The organism is Nonomuraea sp. NPDC049028 (assembly GCF_043197735.1).
GTDB lineage: Bacteria > Actinomycetota > Actinomycetes > Streptosporangiales > Streptosporangiaceae > Nonomuraea.
In genome coordinates this window covers 390189-408474 of the sequence record NZ_JBICTR010000001.1, presented here as the reverse complement: position 1 = coordinate 408474, position 18286 = coordinate 390189, and the positions used below count along the sequence as shown (strand labels likewise).

Here is an 18286-nt window from a genome sequence, read left to right as displayed (position 1 = left end):
ATGGTGCCGGTGAGCTACACACGTGACGACACCTGGGTGCGAGCGGACAACTCCAGCGCGGTGGGCGCCGTACGCCGGATGGCCGTCGAACTCGCCGAGTCCGCCGGGTTCGACGGCGAGCGTACGGGGCAGACGGCGGTCGCGGTCACCGAGGCCGTCTCCAACCTGGTCAAGCACGCGGTGGAGGGCGTCGTCATGGTCCGTTCCCAGCCCGGGGACCCGGCCATCGTGGAGCTGATCGCCATCGACAAGGGACCGGGCATGCCCGACATCGCCCGCGCCCTGCGCGACGGCTACTCCACCTCCGGCACCCTCGGCATCGGAATGGGGGCGATGGCCCGCATCTCCTCCTGGTACGACGTCCATTCCCTGCCCGGCAAGGGCACCGTCCTGGTCATGCGCTTCGCCGCCACCGGCGCGCCCACCTCGGCGCCGTACGCCAGCGGCCTGCGCCGCCCCATCGGTGAGGAGGCGGTCTGCGGCGACTCCTTCGCGATCGCCGCCACAGGTGACGGCGGCACGCCCGAGACGACGATCCTGCTGTGCGACGGCCTGGGCCACGGCGAGCCGGCCGCCCAGGCGTCCAGGGCGGCGGTGGAGCTGTTCCTGCGGGCGGCGGACGAAGAGCCGCTGGCGACACTCGAACGCCTGCATCGGGGCCTCGTCCATACCCGGGGAGGCGCGGTCGCGGTGGCCCGCGTCAGGGCCGCCACGGTCTCCTACGCCGGGCTGGGCAACATCTCCGGCTGGATCGTCGACGCCGACGGCCGCCGGGGGATGATCTCGGTGCCCGGCATCGCCGGACACCAGGCCCGGCAGCTGCGCCAGTACGAGTTCGAGCTCCCCGAGCACGCCACCGTGGTGCTGCACTCCGACGGTCTGACCGAGCGGTGGAACCCCTCCGCCATGCCGGGCCTGTTCGCCCGCTCCCCCGCGGTCATCGCCGCCGGGCTGCTGCGGGAGGCGGGCAGCCGCCGGGACGACGCCTGCGTGGTGACCGTGAGGCCCGGCGATGACCGCGACTGAGCTGGCCAGGACTGCGCTCGAACACGACCATGACGTCTTCGTGGTGCGCCGCCTGGGCAAGGCCGTCGCCGAGCTGGCCGGTCTGGAGGCACAGGACCAGGTCAGGGTGGCGACCGCGCTGAGCGAGGTCTGCCGGGAACTCCTCGGCACCGGGGCGGCCGTCGTGTTCTCGCTCGAGAAAGGGAAACTGCTCATCACCATGGATCACGCAATGGGCGCGGATTTCGCCCGATCCGAGGGGTTGGCACTGGCCGGCCGCCTGGTCGACGTGGTCACCCTTGACGCCGAACACGGTCGCGTCACCATAGCCAAGCGGCTGCCACCCCACTCCCCACGGCTCCCGATCGACGAGATCCGCGAGCGCCTGGCCGGGATGGCGCCGGTCAGCGCCCTCGAAGAGCTGCGCCAGCAGAACAAGGAGCTCGCCGCGACCCTGGAGGACGTCCTGCAGCTCAACGCCGAGCTGCAGGAGACCAACACCGGGGTGCTGGCCCTGTACAACCAGCTGTCGGCCGAGCTGGAGGAGACCAACCGCGGCGTGGTCGCCCTGTACGGGGAGCTGGACGAGAAGTCCTCCCAGCTCCGACAGGCGGCCGAGGCCAGGAACCGGTTCTGGGCGACGGTCAGCCACGAGCTGCGCACCCCGCTCAACTCCATCATCGGCCTGGTCAGGCTGATGGTCGGGCCCGGCAGCGAGCCGCTCAGCGAGGAGCAGTCACGTCAGGTGCGCTTCATCGGCGACTCGGCGGAGACGCTGCTGGAGCAGGTCGGCGAGCTGCTCGACATGGCCAAGGCCGAGTCCGGGCGGCTCGACCCCCAGTCGTCGGTCGTCCACCTGCCCACGCTGGCCGAGCACCTGCGCCTGACGATGCAGCCCACCAGCGAGCCCGGCGACGTCACGCTGCGCGTCGACATCGCCCCCGAGGTCACCGACGTCTACACCGACGAGGGGATGCTGATCCGCGTCCTGCGCAACCTGCTGTCCAATGCCCTGAAGTTCACCCAGAAGGGCGAGGTACGGCTGAGCGCGCACGCCGACGCGGCCACCGACGAGGTGGTCATCACGGTCACCGACACGGGCATCGGCATACCCCAGGAGTACCTGGCGAGCGTGTTCGAGGAGTTCTTCCAGGTGCCGAGCGCGCTCCAGGTCAAGGTCAAGGGCACCGGGCTCGGCCTGCCGTACGCCCGCCGGCTCACCGAGGCGCTGGGCGGCACGCTGGAGCTGGCGAGCGACGTCGGACGGGGCACCACGGTGACGATGCGGCTGCCCCACCACGACGGCACGCCCGAGATCGCGCGGGTGCTGGTCGCCGACGACGACGAGGCGTTCCGCGCCGCCGCCCGCAGGATGCTGTACGGCTTCGCCGTCGAGGTGGAGGAGGCGGCGGACGGCGTCGCCGCGCTGGAGATGATGACCGCGCGCCCGCCGGATGTGATCCTGCTGGACATGCTGATGCCGCGGCTGGACGGCACCGCGCTGCTGCAGCGCATGGCCGAGGACCAGGCCCTGGAGCGGGTCGGCGTCGTGGTGGTGACGATCCGGCCCGACGCCGCGCCGTCCGGCCACCCGGTGCTGTCCAAGCAGGGGCTGCGCCGCGACCAGCTGCTTCAGGCCATCCGGGGCGCGGCGGGGACGGATCATGACTGAGCACGTGGCCGGGGCGGTGATCGAGCCCGCCGGCGGCGCCGCGACGGTGCTGGTGGTCGACGACACGCCGACCAAGCGCTACATCCTGTCGAGCTGGCTGCGCAGGGCGGGCCACATCGTGGTCGAGGCGGCCGGCGGCGAGGAGGCGCTGGCCATGCTCGCCACGAACCGCCCCGACCTGGTCGTGCTCGACGTACGGCTGCCCGACATCGGTGGCTTCGAGGTGTGCGAGCGGATCAAGGCGAACCCGGCGACGACCTCGATCCCGGTCATCCAGGTGTCGGGCAACGCCATCACCTCGGCCGACCGTACGGAAGGGCTCGAACGCGGCGCCGACGCCTACCTGTCGGAGCCGATCGAGCCGGCCGAGTTCGCCGCGACGGTTGAGGCGACGCTGCGCTACTACCGCGCCAGGCGGCGGGCGGAGCTGATGGCCGAGCGCCTGGCCAAACTGGCCGACGTCACGCTGCGGATGAACGGCGCCGACTCCTTCGACCGGCTGCTGGCCGTGGCCGTGGAAGGCACGGTCGGCGTGCTGGGCCGCCACGCGGGCGCGCTGGCGCTGCCGCCCGACGGCCGGATGCGCCGCTTCCGCGCCCGGCCCGGCGAGACGGCCAGCAGCAGGTCCGCCGCTCCCCAGCTGCTGGACCGGCTCAGCGCGATGTCGCTGGGCGAGCCGGCGGGCGCCAAGGTCTTCACCGTGGAGGCCGCCGAGTGGCTCACGCTGGTGAGCGACGTACAACTCAACGCACCGGTGACGGGCGTGCTGTGCCGTACCAAGAGGGGCCAGCCACCCGTCTACCTGGGGCTGGAGGCCGACCCTCCGCTGGACGCCGACGAGCTGAACGTGCTGCGGCAGCTCGGCCAAGGGCTGGCGCTGGCCGTCGACGCGCTGCGCGTCTACACCGAGGAACACACGATCTCGCTGACCCTGCAGCGCAGCCTCCTGCCGACGCGCATCCCTGAGGTGCCGGGGCTGAAGGTGACCTTCCGCTACCAGCCGGCCGTGGACAACATCGAGGTCGGCGGCGACTTCTACGAGGTGCTGCGGGTCGGCGACCGGGTGCTGGTGGCGATCGGCGACGTGGCCGGCCACTCGCTGCACGCGGCGACCATCATGGCCGAGCTGCGGCACGCGCTGCGCGCCTCGCTGATCGACTCGGTCGACCTGAGCGCCTCGATGGACCTGCTCAACAAGGTCCTGCGCCGCTATCACCCCGGCATGACGGCCACGGTCTGCCTGCTGCTCATCGACCCGGAGAGCGGCGAGGTCGAGATGGCCAACGCCGGGCACATCCCGCCGATGCTGGCCGGACCCGGTGCCCACTACCTGGGGCTGGGCAACCTGCTGCTGGGTGTGGCGCACGAGGAGTACAAGGTCAACCGGCTGGAGCTGCCCGCGGGCGCCACGATGCTGCTGTTCACCGACGGGCTGGTGGAGGACCGCGGCATCCTGCTCGACGACAGCCTGGAGCAGGCCAGGCAGGTGGCCGAGACGGTCGAGGACGACCTGGAGGAGTTCTGCGACCGGCTGCTGGCAGCGTTCGGCTCGCGGGAGGACGACGTGGCCATCGTGGCGATCCGCCGCGGCGCCTGACGCCGATGGGTCAGCCGGATTTGCGCTTGCGGTAGGCGCGCTGCTGGCAGGCCCGGGAGCAGTACGCGCGCGGACGTCCCGACGCGGCCCGCTCAACCGGCGCACCACAAATCTGACAAGTTTCATCACGCGTTTCATCACGCTTTTGGACCAGCATCTCGATGCCGTCCAGCACCCGGCGCAGGCCGAACTCGAACGGGTCCTCCGGCTCGTCGTAACCGCCCTCCTCCCACAGACGCGTGAGGGTCGGGTAGCGCTCGAGCCGCGCGTAGAGCGTGTCGCGGGAGCCCCACCACTCCTCCTCGCTCACCCCGCTGAGGCGCTCGGTACGCGCCACCTCCGCCAGCCGCAGGGCCTCGGAGTCGACGAACCGGGCGACGAGCCCGACGACGGCGATCATCTCGGCCGGCGTGAGACCGGTGCCGGAGACCGCGCTCAGCATGTACTCGTAGTGGGCGACCGCGTTGGGCCCCGGCACCCGGCGAGTGCCCCGCACCTCGGCCAGCCAGGGATGCCGTTCGCGCAGCCGCCACCCTTCACGCGCACACGCCTCCAGCCGCGCCCGCCACCCGCCGGCCTCCTCGGCGCCCGCGCCCCGCACCTGGCCATCCGCCTTCTCGGCGCCCGCGCGCCACCCTTGGCCGCCCCTCTCGGAGGGGACCGCGCCCGGTGAGCCCATGACGGCGTCGCGCATGAGGTCGAGCAGGTGATCGCGGCTGGGCACGTGACGGTAGAGCGACATCGTGGTGAACCCGAGCCGGTCCGCGACCTTGCGCATCGACAGCCCTTCGAGCCCCTCGGCGTCCGCCAGCTCGATCGCCGTCCGGACGATCCGGCTCAGACTCAGCCCTGGTCGCGGCTCGACGTCACCCTCTCGCCACAGCAGTTCCACCCCGTCGTCGGGATCTCCAGTGCCGCTTCTCGCCATGGACACCTCCCTTGTTTATGGTGTAATACCTCGTGTACACCATAAACTGCAAAGGGGCGGTACATCATGACCGAGTTCCACGTCGATCCCTCGGGCGACGACTCCTGGCCCGGCACCGCGGAGCGCCCGTTCGCCGGCCTGCACCGCGCCCGCGACGCCGTACGAGACCTCATACGGGATCCCGCCGGGACCGCGACCGGGGATGTCGTCGTCCAGTTGCGGGCCGGCACCCACGTGCTCACCGCGCCGTTCGAGCTCACCGAGGCCGACTCCGGCCGTGACGGTCACCGGATCGTCTACCAGGCCCACGGCTACGGAACCGCCGACCAGGAGGAGGTCGTCGTCAGCGGCGGCCGCGAGATCACCGGCTGGCGGATCGAGGACGGCGTGTGGCTGGCCGACGTGGGCGACCTGGACACGCGCCAGCTGTACGTGGACGGCCGCCGGGTCGAACGCGCCGCCATAGACGGCCTGCCGGGCACCGTGACCATGACGGAGACCGGCTACGAGAGCGACAGTGCGGCCCCGCGAGCCTGGCACAACCCCGCCGACGTCGAGTTCGTCTACCGCGGCGTCTACCCATGGACCGAGGCCCGCTGCGGCGTCGCCGCGGTCACCACCAGGACGGACAGTGGCGGAGCGACCGTGATCACCATGGCTCAGCCCGGCTTCGGGTGGGCCCTCGACCTCTACAACTCCGCGTGGGAAGGCAACATCAACCGCGGCCCCGGCCTGCCCACCCGGGTCGAGAACGACGTCACCTTCCTCACCGAGCCCGGCACCTTCGTCCTGGACCGCTCGCGGCCCGGCCACCACGTCCTCCGCTACCTTCCCCTCACGGGTGAGGCGCCGGACGGTACGCGCGTGGTCGCCCCGGTTCTCGAGACGCTGCTGCGGGCCACCGGCACGAGCGGGGTGTCCTTCCGCGGCCTGGTCTTCGCCGACGCCACCTGGCTGCGGCCCGGCCGTGCGGAGGGCTTCCTGCACTACCACGGCAGCGGCTACTACGAAGGCGGCCCCGTCGACAAGGTGGAGCTCGTCGAAGGGCAGGCGTGGGTGACGGTGCCGCGCGAGTCGGCCAGGATCCCCGCGTGCGTGGTGATCGAGGACGGTGTACGCGTGGCGGTCGAGCACTGCCGTTTCACCCGCATGGGCGCCGCGGGCCTGGAGCTGACCGGCGGCACGGACGTCAGCGTGCGCGGGTGCGACTTCGACACGCTCTCAGCCGGCGCCGTCTCCGTCACCGGCGCCGCGAATCCCCTGGTCGAGGACAACTGGATCCATCACACCGGCCTGGAGTTCACCGGCTCCCCGGGCATCGCGGTGCTGGGCACCAAGGGCTGCACGGTCGCCCACAACCAGGTCGAGGAGGTGCCCCACTGCGGCATCGTGGCCGGGCCCGCCGAGGGCACCCGCATCCTGCGTAACCTCGCCGTCGGCACCATGGGGGTACTGGCCGACGGCGGCGGCGTCTACCTGTCGGGGCCGCAGGGCGACTCGCACGAGAACGGCGCGGTGATCCGCGGCAACGTCATCAAGGACACGCGCACGCCGTACAACTTCGCTCTCTACACCGACTACGGCGCCGCCTGGGTGACCGTGGAGGAGAACGTGGTCACACGCGCCGACAACACCACCGTCCTGCAGGTGGCGCCGCCGCTGGACAACGTGATCTACCGGGGCAACTTCTGGGACGCCGACCCGGTCGGGGTGGACGACGTGCCGGCGGGCGTCACGTACGAGGACAACACCACGCTCCCCGACGAGGAGAAGCTGGCCGCCGCCACAGCCGCCATCCAACGGGACGCCGGCCTGCTCAACCCCCGCTCCCGCTGAACGCGAGCACATGAACGCCGGACGCCCGTGAACGCTGGACGCGGGCGTCAGCGGACGCGGCGCCAGCGTGACTCGCCGAAGCAATAACCCGCGAACAGCACCAACCCCAGGGCGACCACCACGAGCAGCCAGGGCCCCACGGGCGTCGCGGCGAACGCTCTGAGCGTCGCGTCCAGCCCGCCCGCCTTGTCCGGGTCGTACGTGATCGCCGCCTCGACGACGAAGACCCCGGCCAGGCCGGCGATGACCCCGCGGGCGACGTACCCGGCGAGGCCGAGCTTGTCCATCGCCGAGCGGGCCCGCAGGGACATCTGGCCGAGGTTCAGCTCGTCCCGGAACCTCTTGGTGACGCCCTGGTGCCCCCAGCGGACGCCGAGCGCGACGAGGCCCAGCCCGATCGCGCCCACGATGAACGGCCCGCCCGGCAGGCCGAGCAGCGCCTCCGTCGCGTCCCGCGACTTCTCGTCGTCAGAGGTGGCCTTCCCGGCTCGCAGCACGCTCAGCAAGGTGCCGCAGATCAGCGCGTACACGCCGGTCCGGCCGACCGTTTCCAGCCGGTCCGCCACGCCGAGCCCGCCGAACAGCGCCTCCGACAACTGCCAGAGCGTCAGCGCGACGAACCCCGCCACCATCACCCACAACACCACCTCCCCGAACGGCAACCGCGCCACGGTCGAGATCGCGCCCGCCTTGTCCGCCTCCCGTCCCCCTCCTTCGCCCAGCGCGATCCGCACGGCCACCACCCCGATCAGCGCGTACAGCACTCCCCGGCAGGCCAGCCCGACCCTGGCGAGCCGGTTCATCGCCGGATGCGCGGTCGCTTTCCTGGCGGCGGCCCGAGCCTGCCGCCCCGCCTTGTCCGTTGCGGTCACCGTCTCCTCCTTTGCGCAAGGACCCTGCCAAGTGCCCTGACGGCGGCCGTCTAGGCGCTCCACCCCGCTTCTCCACCCGTATCTCCACCATCTGGCGGTGCCGCTCCACCCGCCCCGATCCGTAGTTTCGCGGTCATGGACAGAAACGAACTGCTCAGGTTCGCAGCCGACAAAGCGCAGGAATCGCTCAAGGGAGGCAAGATGCACGGCAAGACGTGGGTCGGGATCGCGGTGGTGGCCGGTGTGGTGCTGGTGGGGTTCATCGCCTACCGGCTTCTTCTCATCGAGCTCATCACCCGCCTGCGCTGACCAGCCCGTACCTGGTGGAATCAAGCGCATGGAACAGAAGCGGTCGCTGCCGGACACCATCGCACCGGGCTGGCTGGTGGTGCAGGTGTTCGGCACGCTGTTCGTCATCATCACCCTGGTCACCGCGCGGGAGAGCGCGCTGTGGATCTGGGCGCTGTACGGGGTCAGCGCCGCGTGCTGGCTGCTGTTCGTGGCGCTCGACCGGTCCCGGCCCCGGCTCACGGCCGGGCTGCTGGCCGCCGCGACGCTGCTGCCCGCCGTGGCGCTCGGAGCCGCCGAGGACAGTACGGCGCTGCTCCTCACGGCGATCGTCCTCGGCCGGTTCGCCGCGCTCGCCACCCCGTCCGTGGCCGCGATCGTGGGCGTCGGCGCGGGGACGATGGCGCTGGCCATACTGACTTGGCCGATCTCCGGGGAGACGCCGGTCGGCGCGTTCGGGCAGGCGCTGGTACTGCTGGCGATCACGCTGGTCGGCGTCAATCACCGACAGCACGTCGTACGACGGGAGCAGGCCGAACGGCTCCTGGAGCAGACCCGGCTCGCGCAGGCCGAGCAGGCGCGAGCCGCCGCGCTGGACGAGCGCACCAGGATCGCCCGCGAGATCCACGACGTGCTCGCGCACTCGCTGGGCGCGCTGGGCGTGCAGCTGGAGCTGGCCGAGGCCCTGCTCGCGGAGAAGAACGACGTGACCGGCGCGCTGGCGACGGTGCGGCGCTCGCGCGGGCTGGCCGCGGACGGTCTGGCGGAGGCCCGCGCCGCGGTGGCCGCGCTGCGCCAGGACATCCCCTCGCTGGCCGACGCGCTCGCCACGCTGGCCGAGGTGCACCGGCGCGACCACCGGTCCCCGGTGGACTTCCGCGCGGACGGGATCCCCCGTGGGCTGTCGTCGGCGGCCACCGTCTCGCTGGTCGGGACCGCGCGGGAGGCGCTGACGAACGCGGCCAAGCACGCGCCGGACGCGCCCGTGTCGATGACGCTCGACTTCACCGCTGATGTGGTGCGATTGCGGGTACGCAACCCGCTGCCCGCCGAAGTCCCGGCGAAGGGCGGGTTCGGATTGACGGGCATGCGCGAACGGCTCGCACTGGCCGGCGGCACACTCGACTCCGGCTACGAAGAGGGGATTTGGCAAGTGACCGCGGAAGTGCCGGAGTGAGCAGAGCGGTGGGTGTGGAGCGATCGATCGTGGAGGTGCGGAAGTGATCAGAGTGGTCGTGGTGGACGACCAGCAGGTCATGCGCGAGGGCCTGGCCGCCCTGCTCGGCCTGGTCGAGGACATCGAGGTCCTGGGTACGGCCGGAGACGGCCGCCAGGCCCTCGACCTGCTGGCCGCCAACGCCGCGGCCATCGCGAACGGCACGGACGGCGCCCACCCCGCGGACGTCGTACTGATGGACCTGAGGATGCCCGTGATGGACGGCGTCGAGGCGACCGGCCGGATCGTCGGCGAGCATCCCGGCATCGCGGTCATCGTGCTCACCACCTACACCGACGACGAGTCGATCGCCGGCGCGCTCCGGGCGGGCGCGCGCGGCTACCTGACCAAGGACGCGGGCCGCGCCGAGATAGCGGCGGCACTGCGCTCGGCCGTCGCGGGCCAGTCGACTTTCGCCGCCAAGGTGTCAGACCGGCTGGTGGAGGCGATGCACTGCGCGCCGCGCCCCAGAACCCGGCAACTGCCCGACGGCCTGACCGCCCGCGAGGCCGAGGTGCTGGGCCTGATCGCGAGCGGCCTGAGCAACCCGGAGATCGCCGAGGCATTGTTCATCGGCGAGGCCACGGTCAAGACGCACATCAACAACACGTTCACCAAGATCGGCGCCCGCAACCGCGTCGAGGCCACCCACTACGCGACCCGCCACGGGTTAACGGGCTGAGCCGGACAGGTGGGTCGTCAGGAGTGCAGGAGGCGGCTTCTGGTGGTGTCGTGGAAGCCGGGGCCGCGATACAGCCGCGCCGGGGCCGGGTAGGCGTCGTCTCCACGAGGCCCGACCACAGCCTGCGTCGCGCCCGCGTTCCGGGCCGCGCGCAGGGCCGCCCAGCACCTCATCAACGAGACCGTGCCCGTCGTACGCGGGATCGACCGCCAGGTTGAGATGGTCGGGCAGCTCGATCCAGCCCCACGCCACGACCCGCTCCCCCGCCCGCCACAGCTCCTGCATCGCCCGCAGATCCGCCTCGGCCGCGTAGTCGCTCACCGAAGCTTTCATGCGGGGCAGTCAACTCCATCGGCGGCTCGCGCCGCATCCGGATATATCACCTCATGGGTCTCGGACCAGGGCACTCAATGGGCTGGGCGGATGCAAAACTGTTCCGCTTTGGCCGCAGGGAGCAGGCGGTGGGCGCCAGAAAATCGGTTGATCCAACGTATTAGCCTGGATGGGATGCCTCCCGATACGCGTTCTCCTCGCCGTCCCCTGCCCATCTTCACCTCTCTCTCCTCCAATGCCCTGTGGCGGATGAAGCCCTATCTCCGCCCCTATGTCACCAGGTTGGTCTTCATCTGGCTGGCCGCGATCATCGGCATCGGGGCGAGCATCGCCCTGCCTCTCGTCGGCAAAGAGGTCGTCGACGGTCCCGTGCTCCACGGCGACTCCGGCGCCCTGCTCCCCCTCGGCCTCGTCGCTCTGGGCGTGGGCGTGCTCGAAGCGTTCCTGATCTTCTTCAGGCGCTGGACGCAGACCGGCCCGGTCCTCGGACTGGAGACCCAGATCCGCGACGACCTCTACGCGCACCTGCAGCGCCTGCCGATGGGCTTCCACGGCGACTGGCAGTCGGGCCAGCTGCTGTCGCGGGCCACCACCGACCTGTCGACGATCCGCCGCTTCCTCGGCTTCGGCATGCTCTTCCTGGTCATGAACATCCTGCAGCTGACCACCGTGACGGTGCTGCTGCTCAACATGTACTGGCCGCTCGGACTGCTGGTGGCCGCCTCGGCGGTGCCGATCATCCTGGTGTCGCTGAGCTTCGAGAAGAAGTACATCAGGATCTCCCGCCAGGTGCAGGACGAGCAGGGAGACCTCGCCACGGTCGTCGAGGAGTCGGCGATCGGCATCCGGACGATCAAGGCGTTCGGCCGCCGTCACCACGTGTTCGACCAGTTCGACGACTCGGCGCGCAAGGTCTACGGCACCTCGATGGACAAGGTGCGGCTGTCGGCCCGCTTCTTCACCTTCCTCGAGGTGATCCCCAACTTCACCCTCGCCCTGGTCCTGCTGCTCGGCGCGCTGGCCGTCGGCGGCGGCTCGCTGACGCTGGGCACGCTGGTCGCCTTCACCACGCTGATGCTGCAGCTGGTCTGGCCGGTCGCCAGCCTCGGCTACATCCTGGCGATGGCCCAGGAGGCGATGACCTCCGCCGACCGGGTCATGGAGGTCATGGACACGGTCCCGGCCATCGAGGGCGGTTCCGGGTCGATCGAGCGGCCGCGCGGCCACCTGCGCTTCGAGGGGGTGGAGTTCCGCTTCCCCGACTCCGACCAGCCGGTCCTGCGTGACGTGTGGCTCGAGGTACGCCCGGGCGAGACGGTGGCCATCGTCGGCGCCACCGGCTCGGGCAAGACGACGATGACCTCGCTCGTACCCCGGCTCATCGACCCCACCGCGGGCCGGGTGACGATCGACGGCCACGACGTACGCGACCTGTCGCTGCCCGCGCTGCGCGAGGTGGTGGCCACGGCGTTCGAGGAGCCGACGCTGTTCTCGATGAGCGTGCGCGAGAACCTCACGCTCGGCCGCCAGGACGCCACCGAGGAGGAGCTCGACGAGGCCATCCGCACCGCCCAGGCCATGTTCGTGTACGACCTGCCGTGGGGCCTCGACACCCGGATCGGCGAGCAGGGCATGTCCCTGTCCGGCGGCCAGCGGCAGCGGCTCGCCCTGGCGCGGGCCGTGCTGAGCAGGCCACGGATCCTGGTCCTCGACGACACGCTGTCCGCGCTCGACGTCGAGACCGAGGCGCTGGTGGAGGAGGCGCTGCGCCACGTGCTGCGCGAGGCGACCGGCATCGTGGTCGCCCACCGCGCCTCCACGGTCCTGCTGGCCGACAAGGTGGCGCTGCTCAGAGACGGCACGATCACGCACGTCGGACGGCATCACGACCTGCTGGACGAGGTGCCCGAATACCGCGAGCTGCTCGCCCAGGACGCCGACTTCGACCCTTCGGAAGGAGCCCTGCGATGACGACCACCACGACGACGTCGAGCGCGGCCGACTGGCGGGGTGTCGCCTCCGAGAACCAGGACGACCTGTCCGAGACGGTGACGGTGTTACTTCGGGAGCGCTCCCGAAGGCTGCTCGGCGACCTGCTCACGCCGCACCGCAAGGCGATCGCGCTGCTCACCGGGATCATCATCGTGTCCAACCTGGCGGGCCTGGCGATCCCCTACCTGGTGAAGGTGGGCATCGACGCGGGCATCCCGCCGATGCTCAAGGGCACCGGCCCAGGCACGCTGCTGACCGTCGTCGGCGTCATCCTGGCGGCGGCGGTGACGCAGGCCCTCACCCGGCAGGTGTTCCTGCAGATGGCGGGCCGCATCGGCCAGAACATCCTGCTGGAGCTGCGCAGGCGGGTCTTCGACCACTTCCAGCGGCTGTCGCTGAGCTTCCACGAGAAGTACACCTCCGGCCGCGTCATCTCCCGGCTCACCTCCGACATCGACGCCATCGCCGAACTACTGCAGTCGGGCTTCGACGGCCTGGTCACCGCCGTGCTCACCATGTTCGGCACGGCCGCGCTGCTGCTGGTGCTCGACGTCCACCTGGGCCTGGTGGCGCTGATCCCGCTGCCGTTGCTGCTGCTGTTCACCCGGTGGTTCCGGCGCCAGTCGGCGATCGTCTACCGGCGTACCAGGGAGACGGTGGCGCTGGTCATCGTGCACTTCGTGGAGTCGATGACCGGCATCCGCGCCGTGCAGGCGTTCCGCCGGGAGCCGCGCAACCAGGAGATCTTCAAGCAGCTCAACGACGACTACCGCGGCGCCAACGCCAGCAGCATGCACCTCATCGCGGTGTTCATGCCCGGCATCAAGCTGATCGGCAACGTGACCGTGGCGGTCGTGCTGGTCTACGGCGGCTGGCTGGCGCTCCACGGCGAGGTCACGGTCGGTGTGCTGGCGGCGTTCCTGCTCTACCTGCGCCAGTTCTACGAGCCGATGCAGGAGATCAGCCAGTTCTACAACACGCTCCAGTCGGCGGGCGCCGCGCTGGAGAAGCTGTCGGGCGTGCTGGAGGAGGAGCCGGCCGTACCGGAGCCGCGCGAGCCGGCGGCGCTGCCCAAGGCCCGCGGCAAGGTCAGGTTCGAGGGCGTCAGGTTCGCCTACGTCGAGGACCGGCCGATCCTGCCGGGGCTGGACCTGACGATTCCGGCGGGGCAGAGCGTCGCGCTGGTCGGCTCGACGGGCGCGGGCAAGACGACGCTGGCCAAGCTGATCTCCCGCTTCTACGACCCGACCGCGGGCCGCGTCCTGCTCGACGGCGTCGATCTGCGTACGCTCGACGAGCCCACGCTGCGCAAGGCCGTGGTCATGGTGACGCAGGAGAACTTCCTGTTCAGCGGTACGGTCGCCGACAACATCAGGTTCGGCCGCCCCGGCGCGTCCGACCGTGAGGTACGCGAGGCCGCCAAGGCGATCGGCGCGCACGAGTTCATCTCCGCGCTGCCCAACGGCTACGACACCGAGGTGGGCAAGCGGGGCGGGCGCATGTCGGCCGGTCAGCGTCAGCTGGTGGCCTTCGCCAGGGCGTTCCTGGCCGATCCGGCGGTGCTCATCCTCGACGAGGCGACCTCCAGCCTCGACGTGCCGAGCGAGCGGCTGGTGCAGCGGGCGCTGCGCACGATCCTGGCCGACCGCACGGCGCTGATCATCGCGCACCGGCTGTCGACCGTGGAGATCGCCGACCGGGTGCTGGTCATGGAGAGTGGCGAGATCGTCGAGGACGGCCCGCCGGACCGCCTCATCGCCGCCTCCGGCCGCTTCGCCGGCCTGCACCAGGCCTGGCTGGACAGCCTCAGCAGCTGACGACAGGACAGTGGGGTGCAGTGCACCCCACTGTCCTTGTCGTCAGTGCGGGTGCACCACGCGCGTCATGTTCTCGTACAGCTCGTAGCCGACGAACAACGCCACGGGCAGGCCGACCGCCAGCAGAAGCCGGCCGGGGAGGGGTGCCCGTGTCATGGGCACCCGCCTCGCCGCCGCCGCGGACCCGGCGGACACGGCGGGCGCCTCCACCACGGGCTCCGGCACCGGCACCGGCACCAGCTCAGGGTGGCGTGACAGATATCCCGTCGGGAACGACGTGACGTGGTACGCCCCGCAGCCCGGACAGGACATGCCTGACCAGGGCGGTTGCACGGTCACGCCGCCCCGCAGCCAGATCGTCACCTCGTTGCCGTAGTCGTCCATGAGATGCCTGACGACGTACTCCTCTTCCCAGACATGTAAACAGCGCATGCACTCGAAAGGCCATGTCTCCTGGGTGTTGAACCCATCGCGCACCAGGACCACCCCCGGTCACGTGCCACCATCCGATTAGAGTGTCCACCCCGCCCCGTCACCCGACAAGACGGCACTATGACACTCAGGGCTATGAAATGCTCACCTACTGTCAGGTTAGAGCGGGTAAACCCGCCTCTGAACCGGACTGAGGAGCGGTGTCGCGTCGGGCGTTACCGGCTCGGCCGGTGGCCTCAGCTCGGGATGCCGGCTGAGATAGCCCTCCGGGAACATGATCGCCTGCTGGCAGCCGCAGTTGGGACAGATGGCGCCCGACGAAGGCGGTGGGACCGGCACACCGGAGCGCAACCAGATCTCGCGCTCGTTGCCGTGACGATCGTCGAAGCGCCTGACGAGGTATTCCTCTTCCCACACATGCCAGCACCCGCGGCACTCGAATGGCAGGATCTTGAGCTCTTCTTCCATGAGTCACCCCCTCCTTCGAGTGTCGTCCTATTTGTCGCGAACTGGCAACCGCCCCCGATGACAGCCGCCATACCATGGAGGCATGGGCGCTGACCTGGTGACCCTGTGTCTCTGCGGCGACGTCATGCTCGGCCGAGGGGTGGACCAGGTCCTGCCGCATCCCGGTGATCCCGCCCTGCGCGAGCCGCACATCGACGACGCACGCGTCTACGTCGAGCTCGCCGAGGCGGTCAACGGACCGATTCCGCGCCCCGTCGGCTTCTCCTGGCCCTGGGGTGACGCGCTGTCGATCTTGGACGCGCACGCGCGGGCCGTCCGGGTGGTCAACCTGGAGACGACGGTGACCACGAGCGGCGCGTACGCTCCGGGCAAGGCCATCCACTACCGCATGAACCCCGCCAACCTTCCCTGCCTGGCCGTGGCGCGGCCGGACGTCTGCGTACTGGCGAACAACCACCTGCTGGACTTCGGACGCGACGGGCTCGCCGAGACGCTCGACGCGCTGGCCGCCGCCGGGCTCGCGGCCGCCGGGGCGGGCAGGGACCTGGAGGAGGCGCGCCGTCCGGTGGCCGTGTCTGTGCCGGGAGGGCGGCGCGTGCTGGTGTTCTCGTTCGGCATGCCGTCCAGTGGTGTGCCACCGGACTGGGCGGCGGCCCCGGACCGCTCCGGCGTCGACTACGTGCCGCAGCCGTCGCCGGCCGCCGCGGCCGACATCACCGAACGGGTACGGCGGGCCAAGCGGCCCGGCGATATCGCGGTGGCCTCCATCCATTGGGGCTCCAACTGGGGGTATTGGGTCTCCCGGGAGCAGATCGAATTCGCGCACGCCCTCATCGAAGGCGGCGTCGACGTGGTGCACGGGCACTCCTCGCACCATCCGCGCCCGATCGAGATCTACCGCGGCCACCTGGTGCTGTACGGCTGCGGCGACATGATCGACGACTACGAGGGGATCGGCGGGTACGAGGAGTACCGCGGCGACCTGCGGTTGCTCTACCTCGCCTCGCTCGATCCGGACTCCGGACGGCTCGCCGCCCTGCGCATGGCGCCGCTGCGGGTCCGGCGCATACGGCTCAGCCACGCCGCACCCGACGACGCCGAGTGGCTTCGCGCGACCCTCGACAGGGTAGGCCGCGGTTTCGGGGGCCGGATCCGCAGCGAGCCCGGCGGCATGCTCACCTTGGTGGCGGACTGATCCAGGCGGCAGTGATCCATTGGGACCGACGTGACGAATAGGCTCGCGGGGCCTTGTGATCGGCGCCCCCAGGGGAGGATCAATGGACTGGCGGGCGATGGTACGGCTGACCGGCGCGGGCCTGGTCGCGCTCGGCGGGATCGGTGTCGTGGCGGCGTTGTTCGTTCCGTGGTCCTGGGCCGGCCTGGCCAAGGATCCCCCGGACGCGACGACGTGGGTCGTGATCCTGGCTCTCGTGCCGGTGACCAGCGCCGGAATGGCGCTGTTGGCCATGCGCCGGGATGACGAGACGGCGACGTTGCGTGCGAGGCTCGAAGCCGCGCGCGGCGGCGGAGCCTTGTCGGCCCGCACGACAGCCGACAACAGCCCGACGGCGGGCAGATCCATCGGCGCGCCGCTGACGGCCGCGGGGGCCGCCCTCCTGGCCGGTGGGATCGCCACGGTGGTCCTGCTGGACATCACCCCGGACGAAGGCATCCGAGCGGGCGGGCCGCTGACCGTGCTCGCCTGCGCCGCCGCTGCCGCCGGCTGGCTACTGCTCCTCCCGATCCGCCGTAGATCGCCGCTGCTCCCGGCACGCCGTACGCCGCTGGAGCTCCCGATCCGCCGCACGCCGCCGCGCCGGGCACCGATCCCGATCGCCGCGGCTTCGGCGGTCCTGCTGCTCGTGGGGCTCGGCGCCGTCCCCGCCGTCGGCTGGTACACCGAGGGCCGCTTCGTCCGGCACACCACCAGCACGGCGCTGCCCGCCTTACCCAGTGCCCCGCCATCCCAGCTCGACCGCTATCGCTGGCAGGCACCCTCGGACCCGTTCCGGCTGATCGTCGAGCCCGTCGCCGCCGGTCGCCACGTGATCGTCCCGGAGGGCGGGGGCGTACGTGCGCTGGACGCCGTCACCGGCCACCCGTTGTGGTCCTATGAGCGTGACGACGTCACCAGGGACGAGGACCTCGCGGGCGTCGTGGTCACCTCCGACGGGCTCATGACCGTCCTGTCGTACCACTTCTTCACCGGCGCGCTGGTGGTGGCCCTGGACACCGCCACCGGCCAGGAGCGCTGGCGGCGCGAGCTACGGATGAGCCCGGTCGCCGGGCTGCCCCGCCTGGTCGACGGCGGTGAGGTGCTGCTGCTCGACAACACCGCCCTGGGCGGCGAGCTCGTCGCGCTGAATCGCCGCGACGGGCTGCCCCTGTGGCGGTGGAGCACGGCGAAGCTCGAGAACGGCTGCCGTGAGGTCGCCACGGCGGTGGCGGTGGCCGGTCCCGTCGCCGCGCTGCTGGCCGGCTGCCGCGGCAGGCCCGAGGCGGACATGGTGATCGCGCTGTCCACCACCGACGGGCGACAACGCTGGACATGGAGGCCGCCGGTCAGCGCGGGAACGCGGCCCCTGGGCCTGGAACTGCCGATCCATTCGGCCGGAGACCGATTCTGGGTCGCGTACTCCCGGACATCCGCCGACGAGAAGGCGGCGACGCGGTCCGCGGCGCTGCTCAACGCGGACACCGGCGCGATGACGGCGGAGCACCCGCTGCCGTCCGAGCAGCTGGAGCACTACCGGTTCCCGCTGGTCGCGGACGGCACGATCATCTATCCGGGCGAGCCGGCCATCGGCGTGGACCTGGCCACGGGCCGGGTGCGCTGGAAGCAGCGGATGACCGAGTTTGCGGGCTGGGCGCCGATCGACGCGGTGAGCCGCGACGGCATCGCGTATCTGCTGCTGGGCCCGGCGGAGGACGCGGCGGACGACCCGGCCCGACCCGCTCTGCTGCTGCTCGCGCTCGACGTCGCCACCGGCCAAGTACGCGCCCGGCAACCCTATGACCCCTCAGGGTGCGGATCGAGCTGCGGCCGCAACACCACGGCCCGGCTCATGACGGGACCGGGCCTGCTCGTCGTGGGCTCGCTGGAGAAGGACGGGACCCGGCTGCGCGGCATCGGATGACCAGGTCAGGA

16 protein-coding genes are annotated in these 18286 nt (G+C 71.1%); 11 read left to right on the top strand and 5 right to left on the bottom strand.

Features of this window, described 5'->3' with window-relative positions; all coding sequences use genetic code 11:
• The 3 genes from ACGFJ2_RS01885 to ACGFJ2_RS01875 are packed head-to-tail and all read left to right on the top strand — an operon-like array spanning nt 1 to nt 4274.
• Nucleotides 1-1026 carry an ATP-binding SpoIIE family protein phosphatase gene (locus ACGFJ2_RS01885; RefSeq protein ID WP_393463624.1) on the top strand — a complete coding sequence of 342 codons (1026 nt, stop codon included), beginning with the start codon at nt 1-3 and terminating at the stop codon, nt 1024-1026.
• Complete coding sequence (locus ACGFJ2_RS01880) at nt 1013-2677, top strand: ATP-binding protein (protein ID WP_393463622.1); 1665 nt, start codon at nt 1013-1015, stop codon at nt 2675-2677. Before ACGFJ2_RS01885 ends, ACGFJ2_RS01880 begins: the two co-directional genes overlap by 14 nt.
• Nucleotides 2670-4274, top strand: coding sequence for a fused response regulator/phosphatase (locus ACGFJ2_RS01875; protein WP_357941337.1), 1605 nt, complete (start codon nt 2670-2672; stop codon nt 4272-4274). The genes ACGFJ2_RS01880 and ACGFJ2_RS01875 overlap by 8 nt, the downstream gene beginning before the upstream one ends.
• Nucleotides 4275-4284: 10 nt before the next feature.
• Here the strand turns inward: ACGFJ2_RS01875 and ACGFJ2_RS01870 are convergent, their stop codons facing one another.
• Nucleotides 4285-5202 carry a TetR/AcrR family transcriptional regulator gene (locus tag ACGFJ2_RS01870; RefSeq protein WP_393463620.1) on the bottom strand — a complete coding sequence of 306 codons (918 nt, stop codon included), beginning with the start codon at nt 5200-5202 and terminating at the stop codon, nt 4285-4287.
• Nucleotides 5203-5268: 66 nt separating this feature from the next.
• Here ACGFJ2_RS01870 and ACGFJ2_RS01865 point away from each other — a divergent pair, with 66 nt between their 5' ends.
• Nucleotides 5269-7038, top strand: a complete 1770-nt coding sequence (locus ACGFJ2_RS01865) for a right-handed parallel beta-helix repeat-containing protein (protein ID WP_393463618.1) — start codon at nt 5269-5271, stop codon at nt 7036-7038.
• 47 nt (nt 7039-7085) lie between these two features.
• On the opposite strand, the gene ACGFJ2_RS01860 is transcribed toward ACGFJ2_RS01865, so the two are convergent.
• The gene (locus ACGFJ2_RS01860; RefSeq protein ID WP_357941331.1) at nt 7086-7910 is read right to left on the bottom strand and encodes a DUF1206 domain-containing protein; all 825 of its coding nucleotides are present in this window, start codon (nt 7908-7910) and stop codon (nt 7086-7088) included.
• Nucleotides 7911-8045: 135 nt separating this feature from the next.
• Here ACGFJ2_RS01860 and ACGFJ2_RS01855 point away from each other — a divergent pair, with 135 nt between their 5' ends.
• The 3 genes from ACGFJ2_RS01855 to ACGFJ2_RS01845 are packed head-to-tail and all read left to right on the top strand — an operon-like array spanning nt 8046 to nt 10096.
• Complete coding sequence (locus ACGFJ2_RS01855) at nt 8046-8219, top strand: hypothetical protein (protein WP_357941329.1); 174 nt, start codon at nt 8046-8048, stop codon at nt 8217-8219.
• 28 nt (nt 8220-8247) lie between these two features.
• Nucleotides 8248-9375, top strand: a complete 1128-nt coding sequence (locus ACGFJ2_RS01850) for a sensor histidine kinase (RefSeq protein WP_393463615.1) — start codon at nt 8248-8250, stop codon at nt 9373-9375.
• 43 nt (nt 9376-9418) lie between these two features.
• Nucleotides 9419-10096, top strand: coding sequence for a response regulator transcription factor (locus tag ACGFJ2_RS01845; protein WP_358175534.1), 678 nt, complete (start codon nt 9419-9421; stop codon nt 10094-10096).
• On the opposite strand, the gene ACGFJ2_RS01840 is transcribed toward ACGFJ2_RS01845, so the two are convergent.
• Entirely contained in the window at nt 10085-10429 is a 345-nt protein-coding gene (locus ACGFJ2_RS01840; protein ID WP_393463613.1) for a hypothetical protein, read from the bottom strand. The genes ACGFJ2_RS01845 and ACGFJ2_RS01840 overlap by 12 nt on opposite strands.
• A 249-nt stretch (nt 10430-10678) precedes the next feature.
• On the opposite strand from ACGFJ2_RS01840, the gene ACGFJ2_RS01835 reads away from it, so the two are divergent.
• Nucleotides 10679-12400 (top strand): ABC transporter ATP-binding protein, encoded by a 1722-nt coding sequence (locus ACGFJ2_RS01835; RefSeq protein WP_357941321.1) that lies wholly within the window; start codon nt 10679-10681, stop codon nt 12398-12400.
• Nucleotides 12397-14238 carry an ABC transporter ATP-binding protein gene (locus ACGFJ2_RS01830; RefSeq protein WP_357941319.1) on the top strand — a complete coding sequence of 614 codons (1842 nt, stop codon included), beginning with the start codon at nt 12397-12399 and terminating at the stop codon, nt 14236-14238. The genes ACGFJ2_RS01835 and ACGFJ2_RS01830 overlap by 4 nt, the downstream gene beginning before the upstream one ends.
• Nucleotides 14239-14280: 42 nt before the next feature.
• On the opposite strand, the gene ACGFJ2_RS01825 is transcribed toward ACGFJ2_RS01830, so the two are convergent.
• Nucleotides 14281-14715: a hypothetical protein gene (locus ACGFJ2_RS01825; RefSeq protein WP_393463611.1), complete on the bottom strand. Its 435-nt coding sequence runs from the start codon at nt 14713-14715 to the stop codon at nt 14281-14283.
• A 114-nt stretch (nt 14716-14829) separates the two neighbouring features.
• Nucleotides 14830-15138, bottom strand: coding sequence for a hypothetical protein (locus tag ACGFJ2_RS01820; protein WP_358175525.1), 309 nt, complete (start codon nt 15136-15138; stop codon nt 14830-14832).
• A gap of 82 nt (nt 15139-15220) precedes the next feature.
• On the opposite strand from ACGFJ2_RS01820, the gene ACGFJ2_RS01815 reads away from it, so the two are divergent.
• Together ACGFJ2_RS01815 and ACGFJ2_RS01810 are read left to right on the top strand one after the other, a co-directional pair.
• Nucleotides 15221-16333, top strand: a complete 1113-nt coding sequence (locus ACGFJ2_RS01815) for a CapA family protein (RefSeq protein WP_358175522.1) — start codon at nt 15221-15223, stop codon at nt 16331-16333.
• An 82-nt stretch (nt 16334-16415) separates the two neighbouring features.
• On the top strand, nt 16416-18275 hold the full coding sequence (locus tag ACGFJ2_RS01810; RefSeq protein WP_393463608.1) for a PQQ-binding-like beta-propeller repeat protein: 1860 nt from the start codon (nt 16416-16418) through the stop codon (nt 18273-18275).
• The last annotated feature ends 11 nt before the right edge of the window (nt 18276-18286 follow it).